Here is a 21,985-nt window from a genome sequence, read left to right as displayed (position 1 = left end):
CTCTTGTATAATTTGGCTTTGCACTTTTAATGTTAACTAATTTGCCAATACTATGAACTATATTTCTTTAGATGATTACAAAAAGGCGTGGGTTTTTCGCCACAAAGATTTACCTGTATCTGATGAAGACGCAGCAAAAATAAAGCCTATGAGCGACGAGCGCGCAGCCGTACTTTGGACAACCATGGTAAGCCGTGAGTTTGATCATCCTGACTTTTTTGAGGACACCGATTGGTGTGGCCAAGAAAAAGCTTTAGCCAAGAAGTAGATTGGCAAGATGCGTGGGAAAATGGTGATGCGCTACCACCAGAAGCAATCTTAACGTTTTTAGATTGGGAAGCTAACACCACGGTTTATTTTTGTATGGCGCGCGATAATATTATCGAAACAACGTTTGATGTATTTAAACGCAATTGGCAAAACTTTATGTTTTTAGCTGATGGCAGTTTATTAATTGGTAAAAAGCGTAATACGGTTGTGCAATTTTTAGAATCAGGTAAAGCTAAATTAGGTGAAAAGCCAAGCGCTTAAATTAGTATGTAATGCTTAAAAAGCATTCAGTACTGTGCTATAAAACATTTACCTAAATGTTTTTGAGTAGAGCTATTGGTAGCGAAAAATCAGTCACTTGGTGCTCTGCAACAAGTTGAAATTTGGCAAACTGATGCGCAAAAAGTGTTATATGCACAATTGTGCAATGCATTTTATCAGCGTGAGGTTTTGCGTTTAGTCGCAGAGCCTAATGCTGATAAGCTACGTCGGCAGTTAAAAAGCCTACCCTATTATATTGAGCGAGCGGCAACGTTAGTTGCCAATGGTGACACACCTTTTACGTTGGACTCGCAAAATGGGTCTTGGCTTGAAAAGCAAAAACCGACACCACCCGATGTGAATGTTCAAGCTAATGAACTTTTTTATCAAACACATGCCAAAGTGGGGTTAATAGTGCCTGTTATATTGCATGGCTACGATCAGGTGCGCCTGAGAATAGACAGTATCGATCAGTTAGACGAAAATAAGCTGCATTGTAACGAGCTAGGTTGGTTTGATTTTTTAGGTAATGGGCTTGAGCAACAAAACGCTCAGTTAATAAAGCCAAGTAAGGTAAGTTTTACCGCAGCTTGTTGTGGGCATCAATGGCAGTTTTCAAAGCGCTGCTCACCACGGCTCTTATCACTACGCGAAATGCTTTTAGCGGGTAGTATTAATTGGCGCAATTTAAAGCGCCCTTTAGCTTAATAAAGTTAAGGTATTCGGGATTTAAAATAAGGAGTGTTAAATGCGATTTTTTCAAGCTTGCTTATTGTGCTTAGCACTGTTTGTGCAATATAGATTATGGTTTGGTCATAATGGCGTACAAGACTACACGCGATTAAAAGGTGCTGTCGCATCACACCAACACACTAACGAAAAGCTTATTAAACGAAATAAAGTGCTTACAGCTGATATAGAAGATTTAAAGCTTGGCCAAGAAGGTATTGAAGAGCGTGCACGCAACGAATTGGGAATGATTAAACCGGACGAAACATTTATTCGTGTTTTACCGGGCAAACAATATGACAAATAAACAGACTATTGCAGCAATTGTACCTGCTGCAGGTGTTGGCAGTAGAATGCAGCACAATGCGCCTAAGCAATACATACAATTAGCGGGTAAAACCATTTTAGAACACACCTTAGCTAAACTTTCTCAATTACCTAAATTAAGCACTATTGTTGTTGCTCTTAGCGACAGCGACCCCTATTTTGACGAGCTTTCATTCGTTGATAAACGCATTGTTCGCGCCAGTGGCGGAAATGAACGAGCCGACTCAGTGCTCAATAGCTTACTTTTTTAGCGCCCAACCCTCCAGCATGGGTGCTGGTACATGATGCTGCACGCCCGTTAGTTAATATTAGTGATATAGAACGCTTAATTGATGAATGCATGTGTGCTGACGAAGGTGGTATTTTAGCTAGCAAAGTAAAAGACACCATAAAACGTGGCCGCACACATGCCCTACAAACTGTGCCACGAGACGATTTATGGCAAGCACTTACCCCACAATTTTTTAAATATGACGAGCTTAAAAATGCACTTCAAAACGCATTAGCAAGTGGGGCAACTATTACCGATGAAGCCAGTGCTATTGAATGGGTGGGCAAACCGGTAAAGCTTGTGGCAGGGCGCAGCGACAATATTAAAATAACCACACCAGAGGATTTAGATTTAGCTGGGTTTTTATTACATAAACAACAAAACGAGAGTGCATTATGATACGAATTGGCCATGGTTTTGACGTACATAAATTTGGCGGCGAAGGCCCGTTAACTATTTGTGGTGAAAAAATTGATTACCCACAGGGCTTTTTAGCGCACTCCGATGGCGATGTTGCTATTCATGCATTATGTGATGCTATTTTAGGCTCCCTTGCTATGGGTGATATTGGTAAGCACTTTCCCGATACAGCTAGTGAGTATGAAAATATCGACAGTCGTATTTTACTTCGCCATGTGGTGGGCTTAGCTAAAGAGCAAGGTTATGTACTTGGCAATGGCGATGTGACTATTGTTGCGCAAGCGCCAAAAATGCTGCCACATATTCAAGCTATGCGTGCTAATTTAGCCAGTGATTTAAATTGTGACCTTTGCCAAATTAACGTCAAAGCCACTACCACCGAAAAGCTAGGCTTTGAAGGGCGCAAAGAAGGTATTTCGAGCCATGCGGTGGTTATTATGAGTAAAGAGCTTGCGAGTACAAAAAACGCATGAGCGATTTAAATTATTTATACGGTGCACCGCTTTCTAAAGCTGATTTTAAAACCACAGCTGAAGACTTTATGGTTGATGAAGACTTAGGTATAGAATTTACCGGCAGTGGCGAACACGTGTGTTTGCAGGTGGTTAAAAAGGCGAAAACACGCAATACGTTGCAAAGCTAATTGCGCAGCGTGCGGGTGTTTCACCGCGAGACGTAAGTTACGCAGGCATGAAAGATCGCCACGGTGTGTGCTCGCAGTGGTTTAGTGTAAAAGTACCGATTAAAAAGCCTATCGATTTTAGCGACTTGAATAGCGAGAGTATTTTTATTGTTTCGCAACAGCGCCACGACCGTAAGTTACGTACGGGCTGCCACAAAGGTAATAAATTTACTATTACGCTTCGTAATGTAACCAAGCCTCTTGATATTCTATGCCGTATTAACGCAGTACGCGCAGGTGTACCTAATTACTTTGGCGAACAGCGCTTTGGTCATGGTGGTCATAACTTAGTTATGGCTGAAAAAATGTTTGCCGGTGAGCGTATTCGCGATAAAAAGTTGCGCGGTATTATTATTTCAGCAGCACGATCGCATGTATTTAATCAGTTAGTGAGCCTGCGTGTAAAAGAGCATGGTTTAGCTAAAACAATGCACCGTGAAGTATTTATGCTCAGCGGCAGTAATGCATTTTTTGAAGATGCGATTAACGATGAAAACATTGAGCGATTAGCCACTGGCGATATTATTATGTCGGCACCTATGGTGGGTAAAAGTGAAAAAGGCTTAACCGAGCAAGAAAAAGTATGGCTTGCACCTTACCAAGCATGGTGCGATGGCTTGGGTGAACTCGGCCTTAAAAATGAGCGCAGAATGCTGCGTTTAATTCCGCAAAACTTAACGGTTGAGACCATAGATGAAACGAGTTTAAAACTGAGTTTTGGTTTGCCAAAAGGGTGTTTTGCAACCGCATTATTACGCGAGCTGGTGGATTATACAGATGCAAGCCCACGAGAGCGCAAAGAAAAGGATAATGGCATAAATGAAGATACTGTTAAGTAACGATGATGGCGTAAATGCCAAAGGCATTGCGGTTTTATATCAGGCGCTTATACAAATTGCAGAGGTAACCCTTGTTGCACCTGATCGCAACTGTAGTGGCGCGAGTAATTCTTTAACATTAATGAACCCGCTACGAGCGACGACACTCGAAAATGGTTTTATGTCGGTTAATGGCACACCTACAGATTGTGTACATTTAGGTGTAAATCAGTTGGTTGATGAAAAACCAGATCTAGTTGTTGCTGGTATTAATCATGGTGCCAACTTAGGTGACGACACGCTGTATTCTGGCACAGTGGCTGCCGCGACTGAAGGACGTCATTTGGGCTTACCTGCAATTGCGGTATCGCTTTGCTCACATAAAGGCGAGCATTTTGAAACAGCCGCTGCTGTTACCGTCAATATTATTAAGGGCTTGGCTTCGCATCCGCTTCCAAAAGATCAAATAATAAATATTAATGTGCCAGATATTCCACTAAGTGAATTAAAAGGGGTGCAAGTAACACGTTTAGGCGCTCGTCATAAAGCCGAAACCATGACCAAACAAACGGATCCCTGGGGTCGTGATATTTATTGGTATGGATCGCTTGGCACCGAAAGTGATGCAGGTGAAGGCACCGACTTTTACGCAATCAATAATGGCTATGCCTCAGTTACGCCATTAAGTGTTGATATGACCGCTAAAGATAGCTTAGAAGCGGTAGGAGACTGGCTTGCCGATTTGGAGATAAACCGTGCTCGCTAATTATACGCGCAGCGCCAAAGCGTTATCTGATTTACTACAGCGCGAAGGCGTAGAAGATACCCAAGTGCTTAGTGCTATTGCGAATATTCCGCGCCATGTTTTTATTGATGACGTGTTGCAACATAAAGCGTATGAGAATACAGCGTTACCCATCGGGCAGGGGCAAACTATATCGCAGCCTTATATTGTTGCCCGTATGACTGAGCTACTTCGCCTTGCGGGTGTTCGCAATAAAGTACTGGAAATTGGTACTGGGTCTGGTTACCAAACTGCAATTTTAGCTAAAACGTTCACTAAAATTTATTCAGTTGAGCGTATCAAAGCCTTGCAATGGCAAGCTAAACGCCGGTTACATCAACTCGATTTATATAATGTGTCGATGAAGCATGGTGATGGCTGGCAAGGTTGGCAGTCACAAGCGCCGTTTGACGGTATTATAGTGACGGCTGCGGCCTCTAAAGTGCCAAAAGATTTACTTGCTCAATTGGCTGATGGTGGCGTGTTATTAGCCCCTATTGGTGAAAGTGATCAAAAATTAATAATGGTTATTCGCAACGGCGACGATTACACAGAACATGTTATTGCACCAGTTAGGTTTGTACCACTGGTACCTGGCGATATTGAATAGGAATTCATTTTGAAGTTGTTTACTAAGTTATATGATATGGCCCTTGTATGGGCCAAGCATCGCCATGCCGAGCGTTATTTGGCTGCAATGAGCTTTGCTGAGTCTGTTTTTTTCCAATCCCACCTGATGTTATGCTTGCGCCTATGTCGCTTGCTCAACCTAAAAAAGCATGGCGCTTTGCAAGTTTTGCCACAATCGCATCGGTTGTTGGCGGAATAATTGGGTATTTACTCGGCTTTTGGTTATTTGAACCCGTTGTTGAGCCATTAATTGCACAAATGCACTGGCAAGAAAAGTTTGATGTCGCATTAAACTGGTTTAAAGATTACGGTGTTTGGGTTGTTTTTTTAGCTGGTTTTTCACCTATACCTTATAAAGTATTTACGATTGGCGCGGGTGTTTTACAAATGGCCTTTTTGCCTTTTTTAATTGCATCTGCCATCGGGCGCGGTGCGCGATTCTTTTTAGTTTCAGCTTTAATGAAGTGGGGCGGAGCTAAGATGGAGCAAAAATTACGTCAATATATTGAAACACTTGGTTGGGGATTAGTCGTATTAATTGCAGTAGCGTACTTTTTGTTGCGTTAAGCTTTATAAAATAACTTTTTTACATAAGGAGCTAAATACAATGAATAAACAATTTATGCGTTATGTTGCTTTATTTATTAGTATTTTGCTTTTTGGCTGCTCGTCTCGTCATGTTCCAGCACCAGTCAGCAGCCTAAATAATAATGTTAACTATTTAGATCATAAAATTAACATTAGTGGTAATAAGTATAAAGTTCAAAAAGGAGATACTTTATATTCAATTGCTTTTAGTGCAGGTCAAGATTTTCGTAAATTAGCAAAAAACAATTCTATTTCATCACCTTATGTAATATATCCTGGGCAAGATATCTCTTTAATACCATTGCAGTCAGAAAATAAAAAGTCGAAAAAATATACGAATTCGAGTAAAAAGTCTAGAAAAAGCATACAAAAAAATAACAAAAAATTAAAGAAAGAGCTTGATCAGCCAAAACAACGAGAGTATGTTCAAAAACAAGCCAGTAACAAAGTTAGTAATAAAAAGTATTTGTCGAGTAGTAAGGTGAAGTGGTTTTGGCCAGCAAAAGGTAAAATTACTAAACGCTTTTCTAATAAGGAAAACGGATACAAAGGCTTACAGATTACTAATAAAAAAGGGGCTTCAGTATTAGCCGCGGCACAAGGAACGGTGGTGTACGCGGGTAACGCACTTCGAGGTTATGGTAGTTTAATCATATTGAAACATAATGATGATTACCTAAGTGCTTATGCACATAACTCGAAATTACTTGTTAAAGAAAAGCAGAAAATTAAGGCTGGACAAAAAATAGCAGAAATTGGTAATTCAGAATCTTCGGTTACGGCACTTCGTTTTGAAATTCGCTACCGAGGGCAAGCTGTCAATCCTGCTAAATACCTACCCTAATTTTAAGGTATTGATAATTGCTCGGGAGAAGGCTTATGGCTAACGCAGCAAAATTTGACAAAAACATCACGAATGATGACAAGTTCGATGATACCACCGTTGAAGAAAACACATCGTTACTTGAAAAAGTAGATGACGAAGATATATTTGCCAAAGAAGAAGTAACAAAAAACCTTGACGCCACTCAGCTTTATCTTGGTGAAATAGGTTTCTCTCCATTACTGAGTGCAGAAGAAGAAGTCTTTTTTGCACGAAAATCACTTAAAGGTTGTGACGCCTCTCGTAAACGCATGATTGAAAGCAATTTACGCTTGGTTGTTAAAATAGCTCGCCGATATAATAACCGTGGACTTGCCTTACTTGATTTAATTGAAGAGGGTAATTTAGGTTTAATCCGCGCTGTTGAAAAATTTGATCCTGAGCGTGGCTTTAGATTCTCAACTTACGCGACATGGTGGATACGCCAAACAATTGAACGTGCCATTATGAATCAAACACGTACGATACGTTTACCTATTCATGTGGTTAAAGAGCTTAATGTTTATTTACGTACTGCTCGTGAATTAACTCAAAAGTTAGATCATGAACCCACTGCTGAAGAAATTGCTGAGAGCTTAGATAGACCCGTTGAAGACGTAACAAAAATGCTACGTCTAAACGAAAAAATAGCCTCTGTTGATATGCCAATCGGCGGCGAAAATGACAGTGTATTATTAGATATTATTCCTGATGAAAAAAGTGCAGGCCCTGAAGGCCAAGTACAAACGAATGATATAAATAAACACATTGTAGATTGGTTAGGTGAGTTAAATCCTAAACAACGCGAAGTGTTAGCACGTCGATTTGGATTACTTGGCTATGAGCCATCTACACTTGAAGATGTAGGCCGAGAAATAGGCTTAACACGTGAACGTGTAAGACAAATTCAGGTAGAAGCATTGCGTCGTTTAAAAGACATTTTGCAACAAGAAGGTTTAAGTACAGACAGCTTATTTAATCAGTTTTCGTAGCTAGTTAAATAGTTTAAGAGACTATTATGTGTGTTAAAAAGCCGAAGAATTTATTCTTCGGCTTTTTTTATGCTTGTAAATTAGATGACATAAATTACAACAATGCTTTTAGTTTATATAACAAATCGTGTGCTTGGCGTGGCGATAAGTTATCAGGGTCAATAGCTCCCAACTGCTCTTCCACTTCTGAAGATATATTTTGTGCAACTTCATTATTAAAAGTAAATGCTTGTTGCTCTGTATTTGGTGCAGTAACGCTTTGATGATTTTCGAGTAACTTAAGTTTTTGCTTTGCTTGTGCAATAACAGCTTTTGGCACACCCGCAAGAGCTGCTACTTGCAAGCCAAAGCTTTTACTTGCTGCGCCATCAAGTACTGTGTGCATAAATGCAATCGTGTCGTTATGCTCTATTGCATCAAGGTGCACATTTACCAGGCCTGTTGTTTGTTCAGCAAGTTCTGTTAACTCAAAGTAGTGAGTAGCAAATAATGTTTTAGCTGATATTTTTGACGCTAAATGATCGGCTGTTGCATACGCAAGCGAGAGCCCATCGTAGGTACTTGTACCGCGACCAATTTCATCCATTAATACCAAAGACTGCGCCGTGGCATTATTTAAAATAGTCGCTGTTTCGGTCATTTCTACCATGAAGGTTGAGCGACCTGATGCTAAATCATCGCTAGCACCAATACGTGTAAATATGCGATCGATATTACCAATTTTAGCGCTGTCAGCGGGTACATAACTGCCAATGTGAGCCATTAGTACAATGAGTGCTGTTTGGCGCATATAGGTTGATTTACCGCCCATGTTTGGACCGGTAATAATTAACATTTTACGCTGAGAATTTAATTCAACAGGATTAGCAATAAATGGTTCTTTCATTACTTGTTCAACAACAGGGTGACGACCTTGCTTAATGCTTATATTGTCGTTATCGCACAGTTCTGGTTTTGCATAATTGAGTGCAAATGCACGTTCGGCCAGATTATTTAATACGTCTAAATCAGCCAGTGCTGCTGCCATCATTTGTAACTGTTCAATATGTGGAGCAATAAATCTAAACAACTCCTCGTATAGCTGCTTTTCAAGCGCTAAGGCTTTTGATTGGCTACCAAGCACTTTATCTTCGTGCTCTTTAAGCTCTGGAATAATGTAGCGCTCGTTATTTTTAAGCGTTTGACGACGAATGTAGTCGGCTGGTACTAAGTGCGCGTTGGCGCGGCTTACTTCAATAAAAAAGCCATGTACGCGGTTGTAACCAATTTTAAGCGTACTAATACCCGTACGTTCTCGTTCTCGCAGTTCTAGTTGATCAAGAACATCGGTTGCACCTTTGCTTAAGTTACGCCATTCATCAAGTTCACTGTTGTAACCCGGGGCAATAACGCCACCATCGCGAATAAGTACTGGTGGGTTTTCTATTACAGCTTGCTCTAACAATGCTTGTAAATCAGGGAGTTCAGGCGAGTGCTTGATAATATCTGTTATACGAGGATCATTAGCATCACCTAACAAAGTATGCAGTGGTGCAAGTGCTTGTAGTGCACTGCGCAGACGCGTTAAATCGCGTGGGCGAGCAGTACATAAAGCTAGGCGGGCAATAACACGCTCTACATCACCAATCTCTTTTAATGATTCGTGTAATTCACCGCACAGTTGTACATCTAAAATAGCGCTAATTGCATTTAAGCGAGAATTTAGCTCGTCTTTATTGCGTATAGGTGTATGGATACGGCGCTTAAGTAAACGAGAACCCATTGGCGTTGCTGTTTTATCAAGTACCTGGGCAAGTGTATTTTCAAACCCGCCCGATAGATTAACGGTAAGTTCTAAATTTTTACGTGTTGCGGCATCTAAAATAACGGCGTGCTCGTTGTGCTCAAGCGTAATTGCACGGATATGCGGCAATGCAATACGTTGTGTATCTTTTACGTATTGCATTAGGCAACCTGCAGCAACAAGTGCGCTGTGGGCTTTATCAACACCAAAGCCGACTAAATCTTTAGTACCAAACTGATCGCATAATAAGTGTTGGGCCGTATCTAAGTCGAATTCCCACTCTGGGCGACGACGAGCGCCTTTTATATGCTCAATTAAATGAAAGTTTTCAAAGCTTTCGCTATACAGAAGTTCTGCTGGTGATAGGCGCTGAATAGTTGAGCTAAAGGCTTCGTCGGTGTTTACTTCAACTATGTTGAAACGACCTGAATTAATATCAAGGTAGGCAATACCGTATAAGCCTTTTTTACTTTGCCAAACACTGGTAAGGAGGTTGTCTTGTCGTTCTTGTAAAAGCGCTTCGTCAGAAATTGTACCGGGTGTAACTATACGTACAACTTTACGATCAACGGGACCTTTACTGGTTGCAGGGTCGCCAACTTGTTCGCAAATAGCGACTGATTCGCCCATTTGGACTAGGCGTGCTAAGTAGTTTTCTACTGCATGATAAGGTACGCCCGCCATAGGGATAGGATCGCCACCGGCTTTACCGCGATGTGTTTGCGAAATATCGAGTAATTGAGCGGCGCGTTTAGCGTCATCAAAAAAGAGTTCGTAAAAATCGCCCATACGATAAAACAATAAAATATCGCGATGCTCTGATTTTATTTTTAGATACTGCTGCATCATAGGGGTTTGTTGTTTTATAGTGTGTGGTGCATAAAGATCAAACGACATGTATTTACCCAAAGGCTGAATATGGAATTACATCAAGAGATTAAAACACTTGCTGCGCAATTAGGCGCTATTTTAACGGATAAATGCTTATGGATCACTAGTGCTGAGTCATGTACTGGTGGCGGAGTGAGTTATGCCCTTACCGATACCCCTGGGAGCTCGGCTTATATTGACCGTGCATTTGTCACTTATAGCAACCAAGCAAAGCAAGACTTATTAAATGTAAGTGCAAGTACATTAGCAAAGTATGGTGCTGTAAGCGAACAAACAGTGCGAGAAATGGCAGTAGGTGCTATTAAAGCAACAAACGCTAATATTGCGATAGCTGTATCGGGCATTGCCGGGCCTGGTGGTGCAACTGAAGGTAAACCTGTTGGACTTGTGTGGTTTGGCATACAAATTAATGATAAGTTGCTTACATTTAAACAAGTATTTATTGGTGATAGAGCTCAGGTTAGGTTACAAGCTATTGTATTTGCATTAAAAAATGTAATAGATGAGATAAAATAAAAAAATTAGCTTGATACTGTGATTTCATACAGTATACTTGGTTCCATTAGCTGGATTTGGAGAACAAAATGAACGATAACAAACAAAAAGCGTTAGACGCAGCACTATCACAAATTGAACGTCAATTTGGTAAAGGCTCAATTATGAAATTGGGTGATAACAAAGCGTTAAACATTGAATCTGTATCTACAGGCTCATTAGGTATTGATATTGCCTTAGGCATAGGTGGTTTACCTATGGGACGTATTGTTGAAGTGTACGGTCCTGAATCATCTGGTAAAACAACGCTTACTTTACAAGTTATCGCAGAAGCTCAAAAAGAAGGCAAAACATGTGCCTTTATCGATGCTGAGCATGCTCTAGATCCAATTTATGCACAAAAACTTGGTGTTAACATTGACGATCTTTTTGTATCGCAACCAGATACAGGTGAGCAAGCGCTAGAGATTTGTGACATGTTAGTACGTTCAAGCGCGGTAGACGTTGTTATTATTGACTCGGTTGCTGCACTTACACCAAAAGCTGAGATTGAAGGCGACATGGGCGACTCGCACATGGGCCTACAAGCACGTTTAATGTCACAAGCATTACGTAAGCTTACTGGTAATATTAAACGCTCTAACACGTTATGTATCTTCATTAACCAAATCCGTATGAAGATTGGTGTTATGTTTGGTAACCCAGAAACAACAACGGGTGGTAATGCACTTAAGTTTTACGCATCGGTACGTATTGATATTCGTCGTATTGGTTCTGTGAAAGAAGGTGATGAAGTTGTTGGTAACGAAACCCGCGTTAAAATTGTTAAAAACAAAGTAGCGCCGCCATTTAAACAAGCTGAATTTATCATCATGTACGGTGAAGGTATTTCTAAGCAAGGCGAGTTAATTGACTTAGGTGTTAAGCACAAAATTGTTGAAAAAGCAGGTGCTTGGTATAGTTACTGTGGCAACAAAGTAGGCCAAGGTAAATCTAACTCAATTAAATTTTTGAAAGAAAATCCAGAAATTGCAGATGAGATTGAAGGTAAGTTACGCGAAATGCTTTTACTAAAAGCAACTATTGAACCAGAAGATGGTGAAGATAAGTTAGGCGACGACGCAGACCTTTAAGCTGTATCAAAATGAGTTTCTAAGCTTGATTTGACCCGAGCTTTAAAAAAGCGCTAACCAGTAACGGGTGGCGCTTTTTTGTTATTAAAAACTTAAAGTATATAAGATAAAAACGACACATAGAAACGTGTCGTTTTTAATTCAGCTACAATAATTTGTTGTATTAACCAAATATACTTATAACTGCCAATTTACAGAAAGCGCGTAGTTACGTGGTGCGCCATAGTAACCTTGAGCCCAAAACAGGCTGTGTAAATACTTTTCACTCGTAGTGTTATTTACGTTGAAAGTGACTCCTACGTTTTCTGTAATCTTATAGTTAGCCATTAAGTCAAGCAAACCATAAGCATCTTGATTTGTTGTCACTGTAGCAAGGCCATTTGCATCACTTACTTGTACTCGGCTTATAGAACCTTGCCAGCGATAATTAGCACCAAATGTTAAGCCATCAATCATTGGTACTTGATAGGTTGCAGCCACTTTGAGCTGGTTTTCAGGTGTGTAATCTTTAACTAAATCATCACCGTCAATATTTAGATTACTAAAGCTAATACTTGCACTTAGATCGTCAGTAAGTCTTCCGCTAAGCTCTATTTCAAACCCGTCACTATCTATACCATCTGCAGCATAATAGCGCGTATCACTCGGTAATGAATTAGGAAGTGCTATAGCGAGGCCTTCTTGTTTTGCATCAAAATAAGCAAAAGTTACAAAAATTTGATCATCAAGTAATTGAGCCTTTACGCCAACTTCACTGCTTTTTCCTATTACAGGAGCTAATTGGTTCGCATTAATATCAAGCTCTGTTTGCGGAACAAATGTTTCTGTGTAACTTGCATAAGCCGATAATGATTCATTAAACTCATATACAGTACCGATGTATGGGATAACTTCAGAATCATTTCTAGTTTGAGCAACACCATAAGCAGCACCCTTTGTTTTCCAATCTGTGTAACGCACGCCAGCAAGTATACTTAGAGGTTCACTTAATTTAAGGCGAGTAGATATGTAAGCTGATTTTTGATCATGGGTTACTTCACTGCCATTAGGAGCATCAGCTAGCGTTGCTTCAGGGATTACACCATTCCAAACTTTAAGAGAAGGCATTTCTGGAAAGCCATTACCTGTAGTGTAATCGTAGAGAGATTGCTCTGTGTAATCCATCTTAGCTTGGCTAACACCAAAAGAAAGGTCATGTTCTTGGCCAAATAAGTCAAATTTACCCGTAGCGTATAAATCAAATAAGTCATGTTTATCGCTGTAATCATAACGGCTAGCATAACCAGTTAAACCAAGTTCTGTGTCTTTATCTGGAGTACCGAATACGTAAAATAACTCTGAATCTTGTTCGTTTTCGATGTGAGCATAACGCGCTCTAGCAACCCATGTTGCTGATAAATTTTGTTCAAGCGTTACATATACTTGCTCTGCGCTATTATCCCAGTAAGACCAGTCAGCAGCCGTGCTGGTTGATTCGTCGTAATCGGTTGCTGTGCCATCAGTATAAAATAGTGGTAAAGCACCCCAAAGTGGGCTTTTAGCATCTTTTTGTTGGTTAACGTAATTAACACTAAGTGATGTGCTATCGGTTAATTTACCTTCGTACGCTAAGTAAATAATTGTTTTATCTGTTTCGTAACGATCTAGGTATGAATCAGCTTTTTGTTTTGTAAATACGGCACGTACAGCGTGTTCGTCATTTATTGGTGTAGATACATCTAAATCTAAACGTTTTTTATCCCACGAACCATATGAGGCTGATGCATTCGCTTGTGTTGTATAAGTCGGCTTTTTTAAAACCATATTTACGGTGGCTGAAGGGTTACCAGCGCCCGTCATTAAGCCATTAGCACCGCGGACGATTTCTACTCGATCGTAAATTGAAGTATCAAGACTACCTTGAATTGACCCTGAGCTTTTAGGAATGCCTAAACCATCAACTAAAAAATTAGTAATTTCAAAACCACGGGCTTTAAAGTAGGTACGGTCGGTTTCTATTTGTTCTACCGTTACACCAGGTGTGCTCTCAAGCACTGAGTTTATATCATCTAATGAAAAGTCATCCATTAAAGCACGTGAAATCACAGAGATTGATTGCGGTGTTTCTTTAATAGTTAGGCCTAGCTTAGTCGCAGATTGTGCTTCTTCTGTTATGTAGTTCTTATGATGTTGGCCATAAACAGCTATTTTTTCGAGAGGTTCATCATTTGTAGTTGATTCATCTGCAAATGCATAACCAGATAAAATTAAAGAAGTAGCAAAGCTCAGCTTAGATAAACGCAAAATTTGAGGGGACGACATGGGTGTTTCCATTTGGTTCAAAAAGAAGTGCGTAATTTAATCTAAATGATATTGATTTGCAATTGCGTCAATGGTTTTTAACTATAATTATTCCGTTTTTTGGATTTTAGCGCCATAAATAAGGATTATAGGTACGGATTAATGAATTATTTAGAACTTAGTTGTACTTATTAAAAAAGCGGCCAAGGCCGCTTAAGGAAGTAATTAGATTTTTAGCTATTAAAAAGAGTATTTAACAGAAAATTGTAAACGGTCTAAATCACCATCAACGCCGCTTTCAGTTTCTCGCTCAGCATGCTTTAGTTCAGCGCCAAATGTTAAGCGTTTAACGGGGGAGTATAAGATATTTGCGCTGTAGCTTTGGCTTGATTCTGTAGGATCACCAGAGATAGCGAGTAAATCGGTATTGTTATCAGCAGAGAAGAAAGAGTATAAGAACGTTGAACGCCACTGACTGTTCCATTTATGCTGGTAAGCTACAAAACCTGATGTAGAATCAATAGCATCAAGATCATCACCATCAAGAACAGCTCCATGTGCTACGTTTAAGCCTACATAACGGCCTAAACCTTGCCCTTGGGTAAGCATAAATTTAAGGTTGTCTTCACCTAACTTAACCATACCTGATGCGCTAATGCCAAATGATGTTTCATCAGCGTCAATTTCACCGACTTTATAAGTAAGTTGACGTGCTAGTGCTGCAACAACGATGTTACCCCAATCAGCTTTGTGAGTATAACGTGCTGTAAAATCAGGTAGTGATGCATCATCAGTGGCAACACGTGTGCCGCCCGCTGTCGTAATTGTACTTTCTGGATTTTCTAATGAAAAAGACCATGCGCCAGTTGTGTATTTAATTTGAGATTGACGAACAAACACAGTGCCTTCAGCTGGGCCTACAAAGTCGAGTGTTTCTGCAAGAGCACCTACGTTTTGAAAGTTTGACCAAGTTTGACCAAATAACCAACCGTCATAAGTGATGAATGCATGTCTAATGCGTGGTGCGTATGAATTTGAAACGCGCTCGTTTCCACCGGCTGCAGACGCTAAAAAGTCAATTTCAATTTTAGTTTTTACCGTTTTACCGTTATCTAATAACGTGGCTGTACCAAAATTAAAACGAGATTGACGTGCGTGCATATCAAAAACTGCATCAGAGCTATTATCATCGCCAACTGTAAGTGTACTTGGTACGTAAAAATCACGACCAACACTTGTGCCTGCTGGTGCACCGGCTGAATAATCACTCCACATAGAGTCAAGTTTAATGTATCCGCCGTAAGTAAATTCGGTATCACCAACCTTTGCAACAGTTGCTGCGTATGTTGTGCTTGAAAGCGCGCAAAGAACAGCACTTGCTGCGAGTGTTTTTAATGGAGTAAATTTCATTTTGGTGTCCTTTATAGGCTACTTGTTTATTACTTTTTATTCATTTATTTTGTATTACTTGCTAAAGGTATTACTTACGAATAAAAAGTGCTTTTTTGCGTGACTTGTCATTACTAATACACATTCTATTTTTATTTGTTAAATAATAGATTAGTTAAGTTTTAGCAAAATTGTTTTATTATTGTACGGCAACACTGTTAAATATGTACGAGATATACTCAATTACCTATTGGTCTATAAGACTAAGGTTTAAGGTATAAGTAGTTTGCATTTACTTATATTTAACATCTTGTATTATTTATGTAAAATAATTAAACCAAGCCAATTATAAACTACAACTGAAGAATTTAAAGGTGTGTACAACTAAGGTCTAATACTTAATAAAGCACTGCTGAGTAATCCTTGATAAGAGCCCAAGGCAAGTAATTTAAATGGAGACTAAGATGTCACAAAGTATCTATCCAGTTCCTGCGCACATTAAAGACGCAACACTCATTGATAAAAATAAATATAATACGCTTTATAAGCAATCTATTGACGATCCAGAAAGTTTTTGGGATGAGCACGGCAAACGCCTCGATTGGTCTACTCCTTACACTAAAGTTAAAAACACCTCATTTGATAAAGGCCATATCAGCATTAAATGGTATGAAGATGGCTACCTTAACGCTTCTTATAACTGTATTGACCGCCACTTAAAGACAAAAGCCGATAAAGTGGCGCTGATTTGGGAAGGTGATGATCCTTCTCAAAGTGAGCACATTACTTATCAAAAACTTCATGATGAAGTGGCTAAATTTGCCAATGGCTTAAAAAAGTTAGGTGTTAAAAAAGGTGACCGTGTAGCTATTTATATGCCAATGACGCCTCAGGCCATTTACGCAATGCAAGCTTGTGCACGAATTGGTGCTATTCACTCTGTTGTATTTGGTGGCTTTTCACCATCAGCGATTGCCGACCGTATTAGGGATTCGGGCGCTAAAGTCGTTATTACTTCTGATGAAGGTCGACGTGCAGGTAATTGCGTACCATTAAAAGCAAACGTTGATGAAGCGGTAGCGCAAGATTCTGTAACCACAATTGAACATGTTATTGTGCACCAATTAACCGGTGGTGAAGTTGATTGGAATAAGCACGATATATGGTGGCACGAGCTAGTTGCTGACTTACCAGCACAGTGTGAGCCAGAACCAATGAATGCTGAAGATCCTTTGTTTATATTGTATACATCAGGTTCTACTGGTCAGCCTAAAGGTGTTGTGCATACCACCGGTGGTTACTTAGTTTACTCATCAATGACACATGAATACGTATTTGATTTAAAAGAAGATGATGTGTATTGGTGTAGTGCCGATGTAGGTTGGATCACAGGCCACAGTTACATAGCGTACGGGCCATTAGTAAACGGTTGTACTCAAGTTGTATTTGAAGGTGTACCTACCTATCCAACAGCTGGGCGTATGGGCGAAGTAGTTGATAAACACGGTGTGACTATTTTATATACCGCTCCTACAGCAATTAGAGCACTAATGGCCAAAGGTGATGAGCCAACAGCTTCGTCAAATCGCGATAGTTTACGTATTTTAGGTTCAGTAGGTGAGCCAATTAATCCAGAAGCGTGGACATGGTATTACGAGAGTATTGGTAAATCTAATTGCCCGATTGTTGATACATGGTGGCAAACAGAAACCGGTGGCATAATGATCACACCACTTCCAGGCGCTACTGATACAAAACCAGGTTCTGCAACACATCCATTTTTTGGTATTGCGCCTGCATTATTTGATGCCGAAGGTAGTACACTCGAAGGTGCTGTAGATGGTAATTTAGTTATTTTAGATAGCTGGCCATCGCAAGCGCGAACTGTTTATGGCGACCATGAACGTTTTGAACAAACTTATTTTAGCGCCTACCCAGGAGTGTACTTTACAGGCGATGGTTGTCGTCGTGATGAGGATGGTTATTACTGGATCACAGGTCGTGTGGACGATGTATTAAACGTATCGGGTCATCGCTTAGGGACTGCCGAAATTGAAAGTGCACTTGTATCGCATGAAGCTGTAGCTGAAGCAGCTGTAGTGGGTTACCCGCATGATATTAAAGGCCAAGGTATTTATGTATATATTACGCCTAACGAAGGTGTAGCGGTAAGCGATGAGTTAACCAAAGAGGTACGTAACTGGGTTCGTAAAGAGCTAAGCCCAATAGCATCTCCAGATATGATTCAGTGGTCACCTGGATTGCCAAAAACACGATCAGGTAAGATTATGCGTCGTATTTTACGTAAAATCGCTGCAAATGAGCACCAACAACTCGGTGATACGTCAACGCTTGCGGATCCTTCAGTTGTCGATGAACTAATCGAGAACAGATTAAATCGTTAAATGTGCGTTAAAAACTTGATTACAAGTTGATTCTAAACGTAGTATATCGGCTGTCAGTAAGGGTTTTAAACCTAACTGGCAGCCGAATTTATTAGGAGTGAACCATGAGTCAGTTTTTAATAGCGGACGACCATCCGTTATTTCGTGAAGCACTAAAAGGCGCACTGAGCGCAAAATTTGAAGGTTTAGCCGTTTTTGAATCATCCGATTTTGACAGCACATTGCAAGTGTTAAGCGAGCAAGAGGATCTTGATATATTACTGCTAGACCTTCACATGCCAGGTAATGGTGATTTATATGGCCTTATTCGTATTCGAGAAGAATACCCAAGCTTACCTATAGCCGTTGTTTCGGGTAGTGAAGACGTGAATATCGTTTCAAAAGTAATGGGTTACGGCGCTATGGGTTTTATTCCTAAATCGTCATCGTCTGATGATATTGCCAGTGCAATTAACCAAATACTTGAAGGTGATACATGGCTACCAAAAGAGTTAAAAAACAAAGTAGCTGAAATTGAAGGTGAAGATAGAGAAATAGCAGCGCAAGTTGCCTCATTAACGCCTCAACAATACCGAGTGCTGCAATATCTGCACGAAGGTTTACTTAATAAGCAAATTGCTTATGAACTACACATATCAGAAGCGACAGTAAAAGCACACATTACAGCCATATTTAGAAAACTTGGTGTGTACAATCGTACCCAAGCCGTTTTAATTGCCGCTAAATTAAAGCTCGAACCAATAGAGCAGGCATAATTTACATTTAAAAAGTTATTAGCTTATTTATGAGCAAAAAAATGCCAGCAACAATGCTGGCATTTTTTATATGTAGAATAATTAAGCAGTTGGAATAATGCTAAGAAAACACCACGGTTTTATTACCATTAATAAATAGCTTATGTTCTGAGGCAAGTTGAAGTGCTTTACAAAACACAGTCTTTTCAACATCTTTGCCCATTTTAGCCATCATTTCAGCGGTATTCGCATGTGTAACGCTGGTTACATCTTGCAAAATAATAGGACCTTCATCAAGCTCATTATTAACAAAGTGAGCGGTAGCACCAATAATTTTTACGCCACGCTCAAATGCTTGATGATAAGGTTTAGCACCTATAAATGCTGGCAAAAATGAGTGATGAATATTAATTATTTTACCTTCAAATCGACCCACAAATTCAGGACTTAAAATACGCATGTATTTGGCAAGGCCAATAATGTCAGGGTTGTAGCTGGCAATTAAATCGCCTACCTTTTCATCATGCTCGCTACGGGTTAACCCTTCGTGCGATACAACATGAAATGGCACACCAAACCCTTTAGCTAGCGGCTCTAAATCAGCATAGTTAGCAATTACAGCGAGTACTTCAATATTAAGAGTTTGTTCAAATTGCTTTAACAGCATACCACCTAAACAATGAGCTTCTTTAGTTGCCAATAAAACTACTTTAGTTTTTGCGCCGCAATGTAGCGCAAGTTTAGCCCCATCTGGCAACAATGCGCGTAGTTGATCTAAAAAGTCGCTTTGTGGCTCGCCTGTAAGCTCTGTACGCATAAAAAATCGCTGCGCGTCTTTATCTACAAATTCGTTGTTACGCGTAATGTTTAAATTATTTTTATGGCAAAGCCCTGTGATTTTAGCTATTAAGCCTACATCATCAGCACATTGGGTGGTTAGTATATAGCTCATTGTCCTCATTCTTACCCTGTAATTAATCCTTTCATTATTTGTGTTTTGGCACATAAAGCAAGGGCTTTGTGAACTAATCCAATATTAATCATGTTGTTGAGTGCAAAAGAGGTAATAAAGTTAAAAAGTATTGAATAGAGGGTAAAAAAATGCCACCTAAGTTACCAAGGTGGCATTAATAAAAATTATCTAGGTTTCAGGTTAATTAACTCTTGGGCTCGGGAGATAAGTTTTTTTCTTGTCTTAAATACCCGGCAGCTTCTTCATCATCTTTCGCTATCGCTTGCTGAGTAGGTATAGCGCGCGTTTGTTGGTTTAGTTGATGTATTTGTGACGCATTACCTAAATCGCGCTCACTGGTGATTGAGGCGATAGATTCGCGGTCTTTTAAGAACGCAATAACGTCTTTTTTGATTGCTTGTAATTGTCCTTCGTCTTTATGCATTTCCATAATATGGCGAGGATGCTCAAGGTTTTTCATACCTGTTGCAGCAAACGTAGTAGAAATAACACGAGAAACAATAATCCAAGGCGTTATGCTACTGCGTACTAAAGTATTTTCTGAGCGGGTGCTATCGTGAATACCAGTACCTGTTGATATTTTAGACTCAGTAAAGGTACCTTCGCATTTAAAGTACACAAGCAGTGATTCAAATTGCATTTCGGCAAAAAACAGATGAGCCGTGTTTGTTAGCAATTGTGCAAATGCTTTAATAAGTATACCTATTAGCAATAAGTGAAAGCTTGTCATTAATAGTTCACTAAATTGAATAACATGTTGGTTATTAAATGCTTGTTTAAAGCTATTGATATTTGCCGCATCAATGTAATGGTAAATATTAATAAACGAATACGCTAAAAACACAGTAAATGCTAACGCTACAATATAAAGTAAGTTACCGCTCACCAAAGCAAGTAATCTCGCGAGTGTAAAGTTTTTACCTAAGTCCATTGAGTGCAGTTTAGGCTGAATCTCTTGGATCATTTCACCTTTAAAACCGCCTTTACCTTCTATTTGTTCTTGAAGCTTAGGGTCTAATTCTCTGTAAACTCTGTTAGGTACTTCTTTATAGCGACGATTAGCCATTACTAGGTTATCGAGGTTTATGAAAATCTCGTCTGGATGAACAGACTCTTGCCAGTTTTCACGTAGTTCAGATACTTCAGCTGAAGGGGTAACTGAATTTAAACGCGCTTTGATCATGATAAAAGCAAGCGCACAGCTTAGAGTCGCTAATATAATAATTGCAATTAAGTACATTCCAGCATGAAGACTAGGCAGTTGCTCAAGCCAGCTATCTATTTCTTGTTTACTAATACGTTGCTCTTTCATCAACCATGACATAGAAAGACCAATAGCGATGGGTAAAATAAAAGATAACGAAATAATTTTTGCAAGCGCACCAGTTCCAAGTGATTCAATATTCTTTTCTGCATTTCGAGAGATAGGTTTACCTGTAGAACGCCACGAAAAAAGCACGTAAAACATTAATATTGCACTATAAACCGGAAATGCTAATTCCCCAGCTTCACCGGTAAAGCCCGACAAAGACACAAATGCAACAAGGCCATAAGCAATAAGAGCGACAAAGGTGCTTACCCATGAGCCAAATAATCGCTGGGCAACATTACGAATAGGATATGGTAGAAACAATAACTTAGGGATTAAGCTGTGAAGTAAGCGTGATAAAAACCATTAGGCTCTTTAAATGTACTGTTTTTACGACCAACCAGCATTTCTTCAAGTGATTGCGCTGTATAGGCTACTTCTTTTTGTTCTTCTTGAGCGGTTGATGCTTGCGATTTGCTGTAATTATAAGCAAGTGAAGTTGGGTGGTTTCTACCTACAAAGTATTTAAGTGTTGCATAAATACCTGCCGATAGTGAGCGAATGCCGAATGCTAAAATAAGCATGCCAAACACCATTAAAATCCAACCTGCGGTTGTATCTTCTTTCACAGAGCCTGCAGCAATAACAAGTAAACTAATACCAGCTATAGACTCAATGAGTCCTCTTAATGCTGTTACTTTACCTTCCAGTTTGAAGGGGTTTTTAGTCCAAGATCAATCGATCCATAATCAAAAGCCATTGAATTCTCCATTTAAACAGCACCCCAATTGCAGGGGACAAAGTGTAATTAATCTGAACTTAGGATAATAAATCTACCTCAAGTAGCTATTTTTAGCGCTAGGTGCATTGAGTTTAATCGTAATAGACTTGTTGCTGGCGCGTAAGTTAGACCTACTTTACGAAAACCTAAATAGAATTATTAATATATATTAAGTATT

General features: G+C 39.6%; 15 protein-coding genes and 5 pseudogenes. 15 read left to right on the top strand and 5 right to left on the bottom strand.

Features of this window, described 5'->3' with window-relative positions:
* Positions 1-52 precede the first annotated feature (52 nt).
* The 11 genes and pseudogenes from P4S71_RS22610 (at position 53) to rpoS (ending at position 7,634) form a co-directional block, all read left to right on the top strand.
* Positions 53-531: pseudogene (locus tag P4S71_RS22610) on the top strand (DUF2947 domain-containing protein).
* Positions 532-606: 75 nt separating this feature from the next.
* Positions 607-1,239 (top strand): hypothetical protein, encoded by a 633-nt coding sequence (locus P4S71_RS22605; RefSeq protein ID WP_008135292.1) that lies wholly within the window; start codon positions 607-609, stop codon positions 1,237-1,239.
* A gap of 40 nt (positions 1,240-1,279) precedes the next feature.
* Positions 1,280-1,567 carry a cell division protein FtsB gene (gene ftsB / locus P4S71_RS22600; RefSeq protein WP_007376067.1) on the top strand — a complete coding sequence of 96 codons (288 nt, stop codon included), beginning with the start codon at positions 1,280-1,282 and terminating at the stop codon, positions 1,565-1,567.
* Positions 1,557-2,257 (top strand): annotated as a pseudogene (ispD, locus tag P4S71_RS22595) (2-C-methyl-D-erythritol 4-phosphate cytidylyltransferase). The gene ftsB and the pseudogene ispD overlap by 11 nt, the downstream one beginning before the upstream one ends.
* Positions 2,254-2,751, top strand: a complete 498-nt coding sequence (gene ispF / locus P4S71_RS22590; protein WP_007376069.1) for a 2-C-methyl-D-erythritol 2,4-cyclodiphosphate synthase — start codon at positions 2,254-2,256, stop codon at positions 2,749-2,751. The pseudogene ispD and the gene ispF overlap by 4 nt, the downstream one beginning before the upstream one ends.
* A pseudogene (truD, locus tag P4S71_RS22585) lies at positions 2,748-3,799 on the top strand (tRNA pseudouridine(13) synthase TruD). The gene ispF and the pseudogene truD overlap by 4 nt, the downstream one beginning before the upstream one ends.
* On the top strand, positions 3,780-4,544 hold the full coding sequence (gene surE / locus P4S71_RS22580) for a 5'/3'-nucleotidase SurE (RefSeq protein WP_007376071.1): 765 nt from the start codon (positions 3,780-3,782) through the stop codon (positions 4,542-4,544). Before truD ends, surE begins: the two are co-directional and overlap by 20 nt.
* Positions 4,534-5,172, top strand: coding sequence for a protein-L-isoaspartate(D-aspartate) O-methyltransferase (locus tag P4S71_RS22575; protein WP_033028946.1), 639 nt, complete (start codon positions 4,534-4,536; stop codon positions 5,170-5,172). Before surE ends, P4S71_RS22575 begins: the two co-directional genes overlap by 11 nt.
* A 9-nt stretch (positions 5,173-5,181) precedes the next feature.
* Positions 5,182-5,759 (top strand): annotated as a pseudogene (locus P4S71_RS22570) (YqaA family protein).
* A 40-nt stretch (positions 5,760-5,799) separates the two neighbouring features.
* Entirely contained in the window at positions 5,800-6,624 is an 825-nt protein-coding gene (locus P4S71_RS22565) for a peptidoglycan DD-metalloendopeptidase family protein (protein WP_096793584.1), read from the top strand.
* A 35-nt stretch (positions 6,625-6,659) separates the two neighbouring features.
* Positions 6,660-7,634: an RNA polymerase sigma factor RpoS gene (gene rpoS, locus P4S71_RS22560; RefSeq protein ID WP_007376075.1), complete on the top strand. Its 975-nt coding sequence runs from the start codon at positions 6,660-6,662 to the stop codon at positions 7,632-7,634.
* Between the two features lie 94 nt (positions 7,635-7,728).
* Here the strand turns inward: rpoS and mutS are convergent, their stop codons facing one another.
* Positions 7,729-10,314 carry a DNA mismatch repair protein MutS gene (gene mutS / locus P4S71_RS22555; RefSeq protein WP_337151568.1) on the bottom strand — a complete coding sequence of 862 codons (2,586 nt, stop codon included), beginning with the start codon at positions 10,312-10,314 and terminating at the stop codon, positions 7,729-7,731.
* Between the two features lie 21 nt (positions 10,315-10,335).
* Between mutS and P4S71_RS22550 the strand changes: the two genes are divergently transcribed.
* Positions 10,336-10,824: a CinA family protein gene (locus P4S71_RS22550; RefSeq protein WP_007376077.1), complete on the top strand. Its 489-nt coding sequence runs from the start codon at positions 10,336-10,338 to the stop codon at positions 10,822-10,824.
* A 68-nt stretch (positions 10,825-10,892) separates the two neighbouring features.
* A complete protein-coding gene (recA, locus tag P4S71_RS22545; protein ID WP_007376078.1) occupies positions 10,893-11,936 on the top strand; it encodes a recombinase RecA in 1,044 nt (347 codons plus the stop codon).
* 177 nt (positions 11,937-12,113) lie between these two features.
* On the opposite strand, the gene P4S71_RS22540 is transcribed toward recA, so the two are convergent.
* Both P4S71_RS22540 and P4S71_RS22535 read right to left on the bottom strand, forming a co-directional pair.
* A complete protein-coding gene (locus P4S71_RS22540) occupies positions 12,114-14,237 on the bottom strand; it encodes a TonB-dependent siderophore receptor (protein WP_337151567.1) in 2,124 nt (707 codons plus the stop codon).
* Between the two features lie 219 nt (positions 14,238-14,456).
* A complete protein-coding gene (locus P4S71_RS22535; RefSeq protein WP_337151566.1) occupies positions 14,457-15,626 on the bottom strand; it encodes a DcaP family trimeric outer membrane transporter in 1,170 nt (389 codons plus the stop codon).
* A gap of 443 nt (positions 15,627-16,069) precedes the next feature.
* On the opposite strand from P4S71_RS22535, the gene acs reads away from it, so the two are divergent.
* Positions 16,070-18,010, top strand: a complete 1,941-nt coding sequence (acs, locus tag P4S71_RS22530) for an acetate--CoA ligase (RefSeq protein ID WP_096793580.1) — start codon at positions 16,070-16,072, stop codon at positions 18,008-18,010.
* Between the two features lie 104 nt (positions 18,011-18,114).
* Positions 18,115-18,765 carry a response regulator transcription factor gene (locus P4S71_RS22525; RefSeq protein ID WP_007376082.1) on the top strand — a complete coding sequence of 217 codons (651 nt, stop codon included), beginning with the start codon at positions 18,115-18,117 and terminating at the stop codon, positions 18,763-18,765.
* A 100-nt stretch (positions 18,766-18,865) separates the two neighbouring features.
* Here the strand turns inward: P4S71_RS22525 and purU are convergent, their stop codons facing one another.
* Together purU and P4S71_RS22515 are read right to left on the bottom strand one after the other, a co-directional pair.
* Entirely contained in the window at positions 18,866-19,696 is an 831-nt protein-coding gene (gene purU, locus P4S71_RS22520; protein ID WP_007376083.1) for a formyltetrahydrofolate deformylase, read from the bottom strand.
* Between the two features lie 205 nt (positions 19,697-19,901).
* Positions 19,902-21,786, bottom strand: a pseudogene (locus P4S71_RS22515) (hypothetical protein).
* Positions 21,787-21,985: the final 199 nt, after the last annotated feature.

Origin of the sequence: Pseudoalteromonas sp. B62, assembly GCF_037162565.1 — a bacterium.
GTDB lineage: Bacteria > Pseudomonadota > Gammaproteobacteria > Enterobacterales > Alteromonadaceae > Pseudoalteromonas > Pseudoalteromonas fuliginea.
The sequence above is the reverse complement of the archived record's forward strand: the minus strand, read 5'-3'. Positions and strand labels throughout refer to the sequence as shown.